Raw genomic sequence first — 14,753 nt, forward strand, 5'->3', positions numbered from 1 at the left:
AAAATAGATTACAAATTAGGAGGTTACTCAATGAAAGGGATTATACTAGCAGGAGGATCCGGAACGCGGTTATATCCGTTGACGCTTGTGACCTCAAAACAACTTTTGCCTGTTTATGACAAACCGATGATTTATTACCCGTTGTCTACACTTATGCTGGCAGGTATTAAAGATATTCTTATTATCTCAACTCCACTGGATCTGCCGAATTTTAAACGACTTTTAGGTGATGGCTCAAATTTTGGGATTCATATTTCCTATGCAGAGCAACCCTCGCCGGATGGCCTTGCGCAAGCTTTTATTATTGGTGAAAAATTCATTAATGGAGACAGCTGTGCCATGATATTGGGTGATAATATTTTTTATGGCAGTGGCTTTACTAAACATTTGATGAAGGCAGCTCAGCAAACAAAGGGTGCAACTGTATTTGGTTATTATGTGGAGGATCCGGAGAGATTCGGTGTAGTCGAGTTTGATAAGAATGGAAAGGTAATTTCTTTAGAGGAAAAACCTGTCATTCCAAAGTCAAATTATGCAGTTACCGGTCTTTATTTTTATGATTCCAAAGTGTCTGAATATGCAAAAATGCTCAAACCATCTAATCGAGGTGAACTGGAAATCACAGATTTGAATCGCATATATTTAGAGGATGGCTGTCTTGAAGTAGTCACATTAGGGCGTGGCTTTGCTTGGCTGGATACAGGTACAATTGATTCTCTTACAGAAGCATCAGAATTTATAAAAGTACTTGAGACAAGGCAGGGGATAAAAATTTCTGCTCTTGAAGAAATTGCATATCATAACGGCTGGATTACAAAGGAAAACGTGTTGGAATCTGCCAAAAAATATGGTAAATCAGCGTATGGTGCGCATCTAAAAACAGTCGCAGGTGGAAGAATATTGTATTAAGGGGAATAACAAATGAACGTGATAAAAACTGAGATTTTGGATGTCTATATCATAGAGCCCCAGGTATTTGGAGATAATCGTGGGTGGTTTATGGAATCATGGTCAGCTAAAAAGATGGAAGAGGCAGGCTTACATTACAGTTTCGTACAGGACAACCAGTCCTTTTCTGCTCTAGAAGGAACTCTGCGAGGGTTACACTTTCAACAGGGAGCAGCTGCACAGGCGAAACTTGTACGTTGCGGAAAGGGAGCAGTGCTAGATGTTGCTGTAGATCTGAGAAAAGGTTCAGTGTCCTATAAGAAATGGATAGGAGTAGAATTATCGGCTGAAAACAAGAGACAACTTTTAATTCCACGTGGTTTTGCTCATGGATATTTAACTCTAACGGATAACGTGGAATTCTTGTATAAAGCAGATAACAATTACAGCCCCGAAGCAGATCGTAATATTATTTGGAATGATGATGAGATTAACATATCTTGGGGGATAGAAAATCCCATCCTGTCTAACAAAGATGCAAATGCTCCGAAATTATGTGAAAGCGATGTTGATTTTATTTACGAGGAGAAATATTAATGAAGATAATTGTAACCGGCGGAGCAGGTTTTATTGGAGGAAATTTTGTACATTACATGCTGAAGAGGTATGAGGAGTATGAAATCATTTGTCTGGATAAATTGACGTATGCGGGAAATATGGAAACGTTAGAATCTGTAATCAATAATCCGCGGTTTAAATTTTACAAGGCTGATATTGCAGAAAAGGAAGTGATTTCTGAAATATTTTACAAAGAAAAACCAAATATAATTGTTAATTTTGCAGCAGAAAGCCATGTAGATCGTTCTATTGAAAATCCTTCTGTCTTTCTTCAGACGAACGTGATGGGTACTCAGGTTTTACTCGACGCTTGCAGGAAGCATGGGATTGATCGTTATCATCAGGTATCCACAGATGAGGTTTATGGGGATCTTCCGCTAGATAAACCGGATTTATTCTTTACGGAGGAAACCCCTCTAAATGCTTCCAGCCCATATTCTGCTAGTAAGGCTGGTGCAGATATGTTGGTACAGGCCTATCATAGAACCTTTGGATTACCAGTGACTATTTCACGCTGCTCTAACAATTATGGACCTTATCACTTTCCGGAAAAGCTCATTCCGTTGATGATTGCAAATGTATTATATAATAAGCCACTTCCTGTGTATGGTACTGGGGAAAATGTGCGTGATTGGCTTTATGTTGAAGATCATTGCAGTGCCATCGATTTAATTATCCATAAGGGCAGGTTGGGTGAGATTTATAATATTGGTGGACATAATGAAAAAACCAATTTAGAAGTTGTTCAGACAATTATAAGGGAACTCGGTAATGGAAAAATCGAATATGTAAAAGATCGTGCGGGACACGATATGAGATATGCAATAGATTCAGCAAAAATCCACAATGATTTAGGATGGTTTCCAATAACAAAATTTGAAGATGGCATTAAGATGACAATTCAATGGTATTTGGATAACAAATCATGGTGGGAAAATATTATCAGTGGAGAATACCAGAACTATTATGCAAAAATGTATGATAAGCGATAAAAAGATACAAATACTAATGTCTACATATAACGGAGAAAAGTACTTACGAGAACAACTTGACAGCTTCTTAAAACTGGAAGGTGTCAAAGATATTAAGGTTCTGATACGGGATGACGGCTCTGCAGACCATACGGTGGAGATATTACGTGAGTACAATCAGAGATATGGCTTTGAGGTTGTGATGGGAGAAAATCTGGGTGTTAACGATAGTTTGTTCTGGTCTTTTGCCCATTGCGATTTATCCTGTGATTATTTTGCGATTAGCGATCAGGATGACGTCTGGCTGAGAGAAAAGCTAAAAACGGCGATTAATCATTTAAGAAACTTTGATGATTCGAAGCCGGCGATGTTCGCATCCTGTTCGCAAATTGTAGATGAAGAACTTCGTTTTCGAGGAAGCTCTATAGTACCGAAGAAGGGTATTTCATTCTTTAATGCCATGGTGCAAAATGTAACACCTGGTCATACTCAGGTATTTAACTTGGCAATGATGAAAGAATTGCTTGCAAAAGGAATTAGTGATGTCCATGTTATCGACTGGTGGCTCTATCTCGTGGCAACTGGAATAGGAAATATTGCCTTTGACAGAAATTTTACAGTAATGCACAGACAACATGGCGACAACGCTGTGGGCTATGATTTGAATTTTTGGGAACAGTCTATGAAACGTTTGAAAAACGTACGCACTGGTAAGGGAAATAGTATTTCTCTTCAATTACGAGCATTTTATAACCGATACGGACAGGTTCTTGATGAAGAAAAGAAACGTGAAGTTGAACGTTATTTTTCCAGTCAAAGGAATCTCCTTCGGAGAATATGCTATGTTGTCACTTGTCGAGTATTTCGCCAAACATGGTTTGAAACTATGATATTTAAGGTGCTTTATGTTTTAGGTAAATATAACGTTTAGGGGGGCAGAATGGTTAGACCAACGAAAGTTCTGGTAGAATGTCCTGCACTAATAGCATCCGTAAGAGTAGGTGTCCTTGAATCATTGAAACCGTTAGAACGCAAGGGAAAATGTCAGGTGCGATTCTTAGAAACAATGAAGATTAAAAAATGTGATATTGCATGGTGCGATATTTTAATATGTGTCCGAGGCTTTGAATATGTCTCGTTAAAGGTTGTTGAGGCAGCCAAAAAGGCTGGCAGGTTCGTGATCTACTTCTTAGATGATGATCTACTTAATATACCCGAAGGCATTTCAAGTACAAATTACTTCTCGGATGAAGAACAGAAGCAGGCATTAATTAGAATAATAGAAAAAAGCGATATACTCTGGTGCGTTAATCCGTTAATCGGCAAAAAATATAATATCTATGGAAATGGAAAATGGGTTATCAGTAAAGTACCAGTGGAGTTGTCTTGCAAGCTACCTCAGTTAATGAATGGTAATATAACGAATCTTTTGTATGCTGGTTCAGTGGATCATTCAGGATTGATTCAGGAATATCTTTCACCGGTGGTTAAAAAGATAAGTGAGGAATTCGGAGATAGTGTGAACTTTACTTTTATCGGCGCTGATCCGAAGCTTAAAGAACTCACCAATGTGAGGCATTATGGTTTCTTTGATGATTATGATGAGTATAAGAGGGTTCTGTCTGAAAACAGATACCATATAGGACTCGCTCCTCTATATACCACCGAATTTTATCGGCTTAAATATTTCAATAAATTTATTGAATATACTACTCTGAGTGCGGCTGGGATTTATACAAAATGTCCGCCTTACACAACAATAGTGGAAGATAATAAAAATGGGTTTCTCTGTGAAAATACATATGACGGATGGTATAATACCATTAAAAAAGCTATCTTGGATTGGGAACTGAGAGAACACTGTGCAAATGAGGCGAGAAAACTGGTAGGTAACGAGTTTTCCCCCCTCAAGTGGCGGAGAAGCTGGCAGAGGAAATTCCTCCACTGATTGACTTCTGTGCGCAAGAGTTGCAACCTAAGGATATATCATTGAAGAACATGTACCTGCTGAATTATTGGAAGCGGGTAGAATTATTATGGAGACAGTTTGGTTTGGCGGCTTTTCCAATTCTTATTTGGAAACTATTTAAAAAGTATTTAAATTTTCTCAAGAAAATAAGGAGATAACTAGTTGATGAAAGAATATTTTATTGGTATATGGCGTGATCGCTATGTTTTATTTAGTTTGGTAAACCGTGATTTACAGACAAAGTATCGCCGGTCAGTATTAGGCATAGCGTGGGCAGTTTTAACACCATTAGGTCTAGTTTTAATTATTGGAAGTGTCTATGCTATTATTTTTGGCGTTGATCCCAAGGAGTTTATTCCACTGATTTTTGCTGGATTAAACCCGTGGCTTTTCATGAATGCCTCTGCTGACGGAGGAACGAATGCCTTTATTTCAGCAGAGGGATACTTGAAGCAAACAACCGTCAATGCTCAGATTTTTCCCTTAAGGATTACAATTGTCAATTTTATTAATCTGGTGTATAGTGTTATTACTTTTTTTGCTGTTTATTTATTTTTGCAGCCACAGCTATTTGGACCTAAAATGTTGTTAATGTTTCCTGGGCTCGTCATTATGTTTTTATTCGCGTTATCTCTTGCTAATTTTTCAGCAGTATTCAACTTGAATTTGCGAGATTTCCAACCGTTACAGAGTTTGGTACTACAAGGAATTTTTTATGTGACTCCGATTCTTTATCAGCCAGAAATGCTAGCCAAAAAGGGATTTGAGTTTGTTTACAAGATCAATCCATTCTACTATATTATGGAAGTAGTAAGAATGCCTATGTTAGGAAAAGAACTGCCTGAGGGATCAACGTATTTAATTGCTATTGGCCTTACATGTATATTCTTTATATTTAGCGTTGCAATGACCATGAATACTAAGAAAGGAATAGCATTTAAGCTATAATAAGAAAGAACATGAGTGTTATTCAGTTGGAAAATGTAAACCTTATCTTCAAGGTTTGGCGAGAAAAACGAATCAAGGATATTTTAATTCCAGGGAGCAAACGTTTCAATGATTTTGATTCAAATGGATCGGTTCACGCTATAAGGGATATGAACCTGTTAATTCAGGATGGTGAGCGGCTGGCAATTATCGGGCATAACGGAGCGGGAAAGAGTTCTTTTTTAAAAATGGTATCTGGTATTTATCCGCCGGTCTCAGGGAAGCTAACTGTGGATGGACGGATATCTAGCATGTTTGAGTTATCCACCGGCTTTGAAATGGAACAAAACGGTTGGGATAATATTTATTTGCGTGGATTGATGTTAGGTGAAACGCCGATAAGTATAAAGAAAAAGATGAGAGAAATTGCTGAGTTTTCCGAGTTAGGAGAATTTTTAAATATGCCGGTTAAATATTATTCTTCGGGTATGTTTGTTCGTTTAGCATTTTCGGTCTCTACTGCCATAATACCAGATATTTTATTGTTAGATGAGGTAGTTGCTGCTGGAGATGCAGAATTTCTCAATAAAGCAACACAACGAATGAATAAAATGATGGAAATTTCAAAAATTATGGTACTAGTTACCCATAGCATGAAGTCTGCCATCGAAATGTGCAACCGGTGCATATGGTTGGAACGGGGAATGATTTTAATGGATGGGGATCCGCAGACGGTTGTGAACGCATACATGAACAGTACGATTTAGTGAGGTGTTGTTATGGAATTTTGTTCGAATAGACTGACACTCGTTATTGGATTGTTTGGCAGATATGAAATTTTAATTAAAAAGTTCAATACTTTAATTAAAGAATTACAGGAGTTAGAACAGATTGAACTTATTTTTGTTGCAGACGGGGAAAATTGGACAACACTTCCGACATACCAGGTACTTCCAATATTATTTAAAAATGCGAAATTTATTGAAACAAAATCCATCTGCGATTTGCCTGCGAAGCTTTTTAACATGGGATTGGAAGCGGCAACAGGCAAATATGTGACGTTTGTTTATCCGGGATGTAAACATATACCGGGGGCAGTAAAAATATTTTTAGATCAAGAATTGAATCAAAATGTATATGCATTTCAAGTAGCATTGGTAACAGGTATCAAAGTGACAGATGAAAATCGATATGGATTTTTACAAGCTTTGAACTGCTATTCCTCAATGGATTTATTTGTTAGAACTGAATTTTTGAAAAGTATAGGTGGATTTAACCCTTCAAAATCATTGCAGGCAGATTTTATGCAGGAATTAACGTTAAGACTCTCAAAGGATCAATCATTTAAAGACATGGGAATTTTTGAGCATGAGGCCCCGAGTTTTGAGTTCTATTCTTTTCATCGAAAAATTCGTTTACCCAAGGATATCATTAATCGATATATTATCCGGAATAGTCGCCCCGCCTTTCCAGGTGAAGCTCGTGAAGAGATCGCTCAGGACTTCATGCAGGATTTAAAGGAAGAAGATGCAGCAAGATTTTCTGATGTTACCGGAATTATCATAAAAAGAAAAGAACTAAAATACAGGAATAAGTATAAGATTACGGTGCTGGGTGGATATTGGGAATACCACCACAACCAGATATGCTTCTTTAATTATTTTGAAAATCTTTCTGGACTGGGCTTTTGTACATATAAGTCATGCTTGGATGAGTTGGCAACTGAAGAAGAGCTGGAAACTTCTGATTTGGTGATTTTCACAAGATGTAGAAGCGATAATGCTCTAAATTTGATTGATTTTTGCAAGCTCAATGGCATTCCAACAATTTATATGATAGATGACAACTGGATTAGTATCGCAAAAGATCATCCCAAATATGGAAGTATCTTTGTGAAAGGGAACCCAAATTATGATAACTTTATTAAAGCAATTGGCAAATGCAAAACTACATGGACGTTTAACGATAAACTAATCGAAGATATAGCACCTTATGCTAGAAATATTACGAAATTTTTTATTAGTGTGGAGCCTAAATTGTTTGATAGCAAAAATCAGCGTGAAAAGTCAGATAAATTTTTTGTTGGTTTTTCAGGAAGTCTTCGGTACGATGACATACCATTTCGGGCGTTAGCTGAAGTAGCACGACAATATAATAATATTTGTGTAGTTTTGTGTGGAATCCTTAGCAAGGAACAGAAACAATTATTTGATGGATTGGATGTCGTGGAAATTCCTTTTTTAAGTTACTCAGCATATGCAAAAAATATTAGCAAGTTAAGCCCAGACGTACTACTTGCGCCTATTTTACATACAAGAACATCCATGTCTAAGTGTTATAATAAATATGTAGAGAGTTCAATTGTAAAAGCCGTTTGTATTTATTCGAAAGTAGAACCATACACAACTGTTGTCAAAGATGGAGAGAATGGTTATTTTGTTGAAGCTGAAACTGTAGAGGGCTGGAGAGACAAAATAGAAGAGGTTTTGACTAACCCAGGACTTTTAAGACAAGTACAGAGTAATGCCTATCGTGATGTCATGGAAAATCATACTGTGGGAGCTTTACTTGGGGAATTCGTTAATACGATAGATTACATTGTGAAAGCAGAGGATCGGATAGATGATTAATGTCGCACTTGTTTCACACAGTCCGGCACTGACTGGAGCTGAACGAATGTTATTCAATTTGGCAATGCTATTAAAATCATCTAACAGACATCGCCCTGTGATGTTCATTCCTGTCGGCCCCAGTAAGGATTTAGAGACGATTTGTAATGATTATAAGATTAAGACTGTTAATCTTCCAGAATATGTCCAATATATTTCTGCCACAGAATACAATAGTAGTCAAAATGCAAAGAAGACATTGGAACTTTATGGGGAACTTGCAAGGATCTTAAAAAAGAATGATATTAGTTTAGTGGTTAACAATACAGCTACAAGCATTATCTCGGCACTTGCTGGAGTTCAACTGCAGATTCCGGTAGTAGGGTGGATACACGGTATTTTGGATAGTTATATGCTTGCGCCTGAATTTGATCCAGAAAGGCGGTTGTTCTTTGATCGCATGTTTATTGCACTGAGCGACAGTATAATATGCTGCTCTGATTGGACAACATCACATTATAGACAGTACAACCTAAGTCCGGTAACCACATTGCATAACTGGACAACAGAGCCAAATCTGGTGAAAGAACTTGATTCGCAATGTAAAACTTTTATCTGTCTTAACACATTTGATAAATACAAAGGGATTTTTACTTTATTGGAAGCTGCTACTCTGTTACGTAGAAAACATGAGAACTTTACCGTGTTACTTTATGGTGATGGCTCTATGTCGATTAAAAAGGAAATCAATGACTTCATTGTTCAAAATGGATTGAGAAATCACATAAAAATGATGGGCAGAACAAATGATATTACAGCGATATTTAACAACTGTTTGTGTCTTGTTCAGCCTTCATATGTTGAATCTTTTGGGATGACAATAATAGAAGCGATGGCACACAGTCGACCTTCAATTGCTGCAAGATCCGGTGGACCAAAGGAAATTGTTTTAGACAATGAGACAGGTTTTTTGATCCAACGGAATAATCCGGAGGAGTTAGCTGATAAAATGGCATATTTTCTTGATTACCCTGAAAAGGCCAAGGAATATGGTATTCACGGCTATCGTGTTTATGAAGAGAAATTTTCATCACAAAGAGCCCTGAGAGAATTTACAAATGTAATTGACGAAACATTAGAACGCTACGCTGGGGTTAAATTAGAGAAACAGCTTCATTATGACAGCCTGATTCGAATTTTAGAGGCAGAAGCCGATTCCAGAGCTATCGAAACCTTCACGGCGGTCAATAAATCCTGCATCATTAGATCAGATAAACATATAGAGTATGAACTACTTTGTTATTCCAAAGAAATTAGTCAGAGCAGGAAGTATAATATATTCTGCGAAGTAAAACAGATGTCCGGACTAGGTATAATTTTCGCATCAGACTTTATCGGATGTTCAGGAACCGTGCAAATGAATTTATATGCAAATGCACGCCTCCTCAGACATGTCGCAATTCCTATTGAGTTAATAGTATACCAAGAGTGGACTATTTTTGGCTTTCAAACAGTATACAACTGTGGAGGAAAACTCTTAACAGTTGAGCTTGATCTTAAATATTCACACAAATCCCATTATATAGGAGTATTAGAAGATACAAGAAATAGGCCGTTCATTTATAAAGTTTTTAACAGGTTAGGATTTCCACTCAAAGGCACAGATGCTCTTTATGTGAATTGTATTGAGTAAAAATAAAATTAGGTGAAATGCATGAAAAATATTAGGGTAAAAAATTTATTGATTGTATTGACGGTAGCCTTGCTTCTGGAATTTGGTGTGTTTAATTTTGATTTTATATCGGCTAAGGTAAATCCAAATAAAAAGTATAATTTAACGTATACAATGGAAAAGATGCAAGCAGTGAATTGGACAAAACAGGATAATACTCTTGTTAGCAGATTCGATCCAAATTTGATTATACCTAGTATTAATACTATGGTGAATAAAGTTAATATTACAGTGGATGCTGACAAATCAATTTCCAATGTCGTTTTGTTTTATACCAACAACAAACATATAAATTTTTCGGCAGAATCTATGATAACAGATAATGAGACGTTGGTAACAACAACAACAATTGATTTAAATCAGCAAGTTAAGGATCTGCGGATTGATTTAGGAGATAATCCCGGTTTGGTACTTAAGAAGATAACCGTAATTATTAATCCGATAAAGTTTAATTTTTCGATTTCAAGAATTATAGCGATTTTGTTAATGTATCTGGCAACTATTGGACTATCTGCTTTGCAAAAAGGGCCAGATTACAAACTTTAGGAGATTTATAAGATGGAAAAAAATTTGATCAAGGTTGAAATCGGCTGTGGTAAAACAAAGACAGATGGTTATATCGGTATTGATCGTTTCCCGTTACAAGGTGTCGACATAGTAGCCGATGTTGATAAGGGGCTTCCTTTCGATAATGATTCGGTAGATGTTATATATGCGTCTCATTCATTGGAACATATGGAAAACCTTCAAAATGTAATGGAAGAAATATATAGGGTTTGCAAGAACAAAGCGATAGTACAAATTTTAGCGCCCTATTCAAATACATCTTTAGATCAAGCAAATTATTATCATAAGATTGTATTCAATGAAGATACACTGCGACTATGCACAAGCTATCCTACGTCACTTGTGGATTTTGAAGAATATTATTGCCCACATTCTCCAATCTGGGGTCTAGCAGATAGTGATAATAGTGGAGTAGAAATGCAGCTCGAGCCGTTAAAAATAGAATTTTTTTATTACAAAGAATATCGACATTTAACTCAAGAACAAAAACGCCATGCACGAAAAGCACTTCATAATGTTTGCGATCAACTCTTTTATGTACTTGTAGTGAATAAATCAAATCAACCATTTAGTGATGAGGAATTGAAAAAATTAAGTGAACAAGCTAAAACAATTGAACCATCAGTTATTAATGTACTCCGTAACAGAGATCTTCTATATAATAGCGAGAGATCCATATTAACTGACATAACTCAACCACTAATGGAAAAACAGCAGTTTTTAAACTCTAAACTTGATGACTTAACTACTAAATTTAATAATTTGCAAGAAGAAAATAATAAGCTTAAACAAACTATTGACATGCAACTTGTCAAGAATAAAGAATTTGAACAGGAGTATAATCGAAAATTAGACCATGTGATAAAACTAGAACTAGAAATTTTACAAAAAAATGAAAGAGGTTATTTTCTTTTTGATTATTTTAAAATATTTGATGCTAGAAGAGACTCGTTTTCATTACTTATAAAGGGATCTCAGAATTTTACTGATCAGATTATATTAAATTGCATTGACTTTCATAAAGGATCAATTTTGAAATTTTCAAAGGTTGTTCCATGTGATGACTACATCGAATATTTTATAAAAGGTTATGGAGAGAAAATTAATTATTTTTTGGTAAGTAATTATGGTTCGTGTCTGTTCATAGAAGTAGTTCAGGATGGCAAAATTGTTAAACAAGAAAGTTTTACTGTTTCACACGAAGGTCTGCATCAAATTGAAGTTGGGAAACTTAATGGAAACGTTGCCATTCGCTTTAAAAGTTTGAGTAGTACCAGTATTATACGAGTTTTAGAAGTCATTAATCGAAAGTCTTGGATTTTTGAGAAAAATTATTTGGCTGCATTTATTGATTGACTTATGGGGGTAACCAAAAATGAATCATCGATTAACAAAATGCTTTGGTCGTGTTATTTTGCGACCCTTGGCAGAAAAGGATGTTGAACTATTGCGCCTTTTGCGCAACCGTGAGAGGAAATGGTTTATCTATTCAGAAGAAATAGACCAGAAAACACAACAGCTCTGGTTTAAAAAATACCTAAAAACAGAAGATGACTATATGTTTTCTGTTTCTGAAGTAAAAAGACCTGATCTTATTATCGGTATGGTGGGGTTATATAATTTCAATAACATGGAAAAAACCTGTGAATTCGGGCGTATTGTAATTGACCAAGATACTAGAACAGAAAAAGGATTAGGATTTGATACTACTGTTTGTGCTTGTAAAATTGGATTTGAGATACTTGGGATGCAAAGAATAATACTCGAGGTTTTTATGGACAACATTCGTGCTATGAAAACATATCAAAAGACCGGCTTTATCACCTATGCTAAGGTTAATGGAATGTTAAAAATGGAGCTGATAACGGACAAATTTATTATTAAACATTCCCTATAAATTTTGGAAAGAGGTAATTCTATGTCAATACAAGTGTTAAAACCCAAATTCCATGTAGATGAGTGTCTGGAGCAAATTAGAGAGTGTTTGGAAAAAGGTTGGACAGGCCTTGGCTTTAAGACTGTAGAATTTGAGGAGCAGTGGAAACAGTTTACTGGACACAAAAATGCGCATTTTCTAAACTCAGCGACTGTAGGGTTACACCTTGCAGTAGAAATTTTGAAAAAGGAAAACGGTTGGGAAGAAGGCGACGAAATAATTACCACTCCTATCACCTTTGTTTCTACCAATCACGCTATTTTGTATGAAAAGCTCGTTCCACGATTTGCCGACATTGATGAATATCTCTGTCTTGACCCTATTGACGTGGAGAAGAAAATTAATGATAAAACGAAAGCGGTTATGTTTGTAGGCTATGGTGGTAGAGTAGGACAGTTAGATAAAATAATTGAAATTTGCAAGAATCATGATTTAAAGTTGATTCTCGACGCGGCGCATATGGCAGGAACTCGAGTGAACGGCGTCTGCCCAGGTACTTTTGAAGGAGTGGATGTAACTGTTTATTCCTATCAGGCAGTAAAAAATCTTCCTACAGCTGATAGCGGAATGATTTGCTTTGAAAATGTTGGAAATGATGTGATTTGTCGTAAGCTGACGTGGTTGGGTATTAATAAGGACACATATGAGAGAAGCAGTGACAAGGGCACTTATAAGTGGAAATATGATGTTGATTATTTGGGGTACAAGGATCACGGAAATTCAATTATGGCGGCGATTGCATTAGTACAGTTAAAATATCTCGATGAGGATAACATTTACAGAAGGAAACTGGCAGCTTACTATGATGAATTGTTTGTAGAGAATGATAGGGTCCAAATTATTAAGGCTCCGTATAGGGATGAATGCTCTTTTCACATTTACGAAGTCGCGGTTGAAGATAGAGATGGGTTGATGCAAGCACTTAATGATGCTGATATTTACGCAGGTGTACATTACCGTGACAATACCGAATATGATATGTATTCCTATGATTATGGGAAATGCCCATATGCGCATAAAATATCTCAGCACATTATTACGCTTCCGTTGCATTTGGGGCTGACTATGGAAGATATTAAAAAGATTGCTGGGGTGGTGAATGTCTTTACAAAATAATAACCCATTATTTTTATTAACAGGTGTCCTCCATTATTTATTGAAATTTGCTTTTTAATAGCCGAGTAGTTAGCCATACTTAATATCCCTCCATTCTCTATTTCATGCCATAATCCTATTCCGGTGTTATGCAAGCAAGATTTGACTATGAATGGCCATACATGGCCAAATCTTGAATAATTAAAGCTTAAACCTCGTTTCAAAAGTTATTGAAGTAAGACTCAATGGATATTTACAATAATATTACTCAAAGGATGTTGATTGTTCTGTTAGTAACCTTTAAAGACATATATTCAAAAAAAGATAATTCCTTTAATTTAATACGATTTTTATTAGCAATGATGGTGATATATTCTCATTCATTTGTACTGTTAGGTCACCTAAATTACGCTTATCCAGCCATACTGAATTATGTAAATTATTTCCCTCCGGTTGAATGTTTCTTTATTGTTAGTGGTTTTTTGGTAACTCAAAGCCTTTTGGAAAGTCCCTCTTACGGGATTTACTTGCTTAAAAGAGTCTTGAGGATTTTTCCAGCTTTTTTTGTATCTCTAACAGTCATAGCTTTCATAATAGGTCCAATTGTATCACATACTACAATTTATAATTATTTTTGGGCACCAGGACAGGATAATCCCTGGAATTTTGTATTTAAAAATATTACTTTGAATATTACAGGATATAGTTGGACTATTCGAGATGTTTTCTCATCTAATCCTTTTTCTTTAGGTTTGAATGGTTCAATGTGGACAATAAAGCATGAATTCGCTATGTATCTTATTTTAATTGTATTTTCTTTTTTTTATTTTTTTAAATACCGTAAACTGTTGCTTTTAACGACATTTATTACTGGAATGCTCGTCATTTTAAATTTAAAGTACAGTTATTCTTTAGTTCATTTATCGGGTTACAAATGGTGGGTTATAAGTGATAATGAATACGCTTCATTTATCAAATTATTGTATTATTTTCTTACTGGTTCATCAATATATATTTTTATGGATAAAATCTATTTTAGTTGGCGTTTTATATTTTTGATTACTATGGTTTTATTGTTTTTATTTGTTAATTCTAACATCCATTTACTCAAGTATGCTTTTTTAGTATGTCTTCCATATCTCATACTTGCCCTTGGATTAAAGTTTAGGCTTCCTTCGTTTGGAAAATATGGAGATTTTACCTATGGACTTTATATATATGCATTCCCTATTCAACAATTGATAACTTATTATTTTGGATCGCGTTTGACAATTGCGAACTATTTTATATTAGTATTTTGCATTACATTATTTGTCTCAATATTATCATGGAAATACATAGAAGGTCCCTCTTTGCATCTTAAAAACGTCTTAATAATTAAATGTAGATTATTTTTACCTAAAACTAACGTGAATTACTAATTCTATAGTTTTATTGGAAG

14 protein-coding genes are annotated in these 14,753 nt (G+C 35.6%); all 14 read left to right on the top strand.

All coding sequences use genetic code 11. The features are described from left to right. Window positions 1-30: 30 nt before the first annotated feature. On the top strand, window positions 31-909 hold the full coding sequence (gene rfbA, locus VZF35_RS16605) for a glucose-1-phosphate thymidylyltransferase RfbA (RefSeq protein WP_407306624.1): 879 nt from the start codon (window positions 31-33) through the stop codon (window positions 907-909). A gap of 12 nt (window positions 910-921) precedes the next feature. Further along, window positions 922-1,485: a dTDP-4-dehydrorhamnose 3,5-epimerase gene (gene rfbC / locus VZF35_RS16610; protein WP_407306626.1), complete on the top strand. Its 564-nt coding sequence runs from the start codon at window positions 922-924 to the stop codon at window positions 1,483-1,485. After that, window positions 1,485-2,498, top strand: coding sequence for a dTDP-glucose 4,6-dehydratase (gene rfbB / locus VZF35_RS16615; RefSeq protein ID WP_407306629.1), 1,014 nt, complete (start codon window positions 1,485-1,487; stop codon window positions 2,496-2,498). Before rfbC ends, rfbB begins: the two co-directional genes overlap by 1 nt. Window positions 2,499-2,514: 16 nt before the next feature. Continuing rightward, entirely contained in the window at window positions 2,515-3,408 is an 894-nt protein-coding gene (locus VZF35_RS16620) for a glycosyltransferase (protein WP_407306632.1), read from the top strand. A 9-nt stretch (window positions 3,409-3,417) separates the two neighbouring features. Continuing rightward, a complete protein-coding gene (locus VZF35_RS16625) occupies window positions 3,418-4,425 on the top strand; it encodes a glycosyl transferase family 1 (RefSeq protein WP_407306634.1) in 1,008 nt (335 codons plus the stop codon). 186 nt (window positions 4,426-4,611) lie between these two features. Beyond that, on the top strand, window positions 4,612-5,394 hold the full coding sequence (locus VZF35_RS16630; protein WP_407306637.1) for an ABC transporter permease: 783 nt from the start codon (window positions 4,612-4,614) through the stop codon (window positions 5,392-5,394). 26 nt (window positions 5,395-5,420) lie between these two features. Beyond that, a complete protein-coding gene (locus VZF35_RS16635) occupies window positions 5,421-6,140 on the top strand; it encodes an ABC transporter ATP-binding protein (RefSeq protein ID WP_407306639.1) in 720 nt (239 codons plus the stop codon). A 12-nt stretch (window positions 6,141-6,152) separates the two neighbouring features. Next, a complete protein-coding gene (locus tag VZF35_RS16640; RefSeq protein WP_407306641.1) occupies window positions 6,153-8,003 on the top strand; it encodes a glycosyltransferase in 1,851 nt (616 codons plus the stop codon). Next, the gene (locus VZF35_RS16645; RefSeq protein ID WP_407306643.1) at window positions 7,996-9,675 is read left to right on the top strand and encodes a glycosyltransferase; all 1,680 of its coding nucleotides are present in this window, start codon (window positions 7,996-7,998) and stop codon (window positions 9,673-9,675) included. Before VZF35_RS16640 ends, VZF35_RS16645 begins: the two co-directional genes overlap by 8 nt. A gap of 21 nt (window positions 9,676-9,696) precedes the next feature. Then, on the top strand, window positions 9,697-10,260 hold the full coding sequence (locus VZF35_RS16650) for a hypothetical protein (RefSeq protein ID WP_407306646.1): 564 nt from the start codon (window positions 9,697-9,699) through the stop codon (window positions 10,258-10,260). 12 nt (window positions 10,261-10,272) lie between these two features. Then, window positions 10,273-11,637 carry a class I SAM-dependent methyltransferase gene (locus tag VZF35_RS16655; RefSeq protein ID WP_407306649.1) on the top strand — a complete coding sequence of 455 codons (1,365 nt, stop codon included), beginning with the start codon at window positions 10,273-10,275 and terminating at the stop codon, window positions 11,635-11,637. Window positions 11,638-11,656: 19 nt separating this feature from the next. Further along, window positions 11,657-12,178, top strand: coding sequence for a GNAT family N-acetyltransferase (locus tag VZF35_RS16660; protein WP_407306652.1), 522 nt, complete (start codon window positions 11,657-11,659; stop codon window positions 12,176-12,178). A 21-nt stretch (window positions 12,179-12,199) separates the two neighbouring features. Further along, window positions 12,200-13,333, top strand: a complete 1,134-nt coding sequence (locus VZF35_RS16665) for a DegT/DnrJ/EryC1/StrS family aminotransferase (RefSeq protein ID WP_407306655.1) — start codon at window positions 12,200-12,202, stop codon at window positions 13,331-13,333. A 224-nt stretch (window positions 13,334-13,557) separates the two neighbouring features. Continuing rightward, window positions 13,558-14,733 carry an acyltransferase family protein gene (locus VZF35_RS16670; RefSeq protein ID WP_407306658.1) on the top strand — a complete coding sequence of 392 codons (1,176 nt, stop codon included), beginning with the start codon at window positions 13,558-13,560 and terminating at the stop codon, window positions 14,731-14,733. The last annotated feature ends 20 nt before the right edge of the window (window positions 14,734-14,753 follow it).

It is taken from the genome of Desulfosporosinus paludis (assembly GCF_045689965.1).
Taxonomy (GTDB): Bacteria; Bacillota; Desulfitobacteriia; order Desulfitobacteriales; family Desulfitobacteriaceae; genus Desulfosporosinus; species Desulfosporosinus paludis.

What these genes read in the sequence shown, in the direction of transcription:
- rfbA (WP_407306624.1), top strand. Translation starts at nt 31, where the DNA reads ATGAAAGGGATTATACTAGCAGGAGGATCCGGAACGCGGTTATATCCG.
- rfbC (WP_407306626.1), top strand. Translation starts at nt 922, where the DNA reads ATGAACGTGATAAAAACTGAGATTTTGGATGTCTATATCATAGAGCCC.
- rfbB (WP_407306629.1), top strand. Translation starts at nt 1,485, where the DNA reads ATGAAGATAATTGTAACCGGCGGAGCAGGTTTTATTGGAGGAAATTTT.
- VZF35_RS16620 (WP_407306632.1), top strand. Translation starts at nt 2,515, where the DNA reads ATGTCTACATATAACGGAGAAAAGTACTTACGAGAACAACTTGACAGC.
- VZF35_RS16625 (WP_407306634.1), top strand. Translation starts at nt 3,418, where the DNA reads ATGGTTAGACCAACGAAAGTTCTGGTAGAATGTCCTGCACTAATAGCA.
- VZF35_RS16630 (WP_407306637.1), top strand. Translation starts at nt 4,612, where the DNA reads ATGAAAGAATATTTTATTGGTATATGGCGTGATCGCTATGTTTTATTT.
- VZF35_RS16640 (WP_407306641.1), top strand. Translation starts at nt 6,153, where the DNA reads ATGGAATTTTGTTCGAATAGACTGACACTCGTTATTGGATTGTTTGGC.
- VZF35_RS16645 (WP_407306643.1), top strand. Translation starts at nt 7,996, where the DNA reads ATGATTAATGTCGCACTTGTTTCACACAGTCCGGCACTGACTGGAGCT.
- VZF35_RS16650 (WP_407306646.1), top strand. Translation starts at nt 9,697, where the DNA reads ATGAAAAATATTAGGGTAAAAAATTTATTGATTGTATTGACGGTAGCC.
- VZF35_RS16655 (WP_407306649.1), top strand. Translation starts at nt 10,273, where the DNA reads ATGGAAAAAAATTTGATCAAGGTTGAAATCGGCTGTGGTAAAACAAAG.
- VZF35_RS16660 (WP_407306652.1), top strand. Translation starts at nt 11,657, where the DNA reads ATGAATCATCGATTAACAAAATGCTTTGGTCGTGTTATTTTGCGACCC.
- VZF35_RS16665 (WP_407306655.1), top strand. Translation starts at nt 12,200, where the DNA reads ATGTCAATACAAGTGTTAAAACCCAAATTCCATGTAGATGAGTGTCTG.
- VZF35_RS16670 (WP_407306658.1), top strand. Translation starts at nt 13,558, where the DNA reads ATGGATATTTACAATAATATTACTCAAAGGATGTTGATTGTTCTGTTA.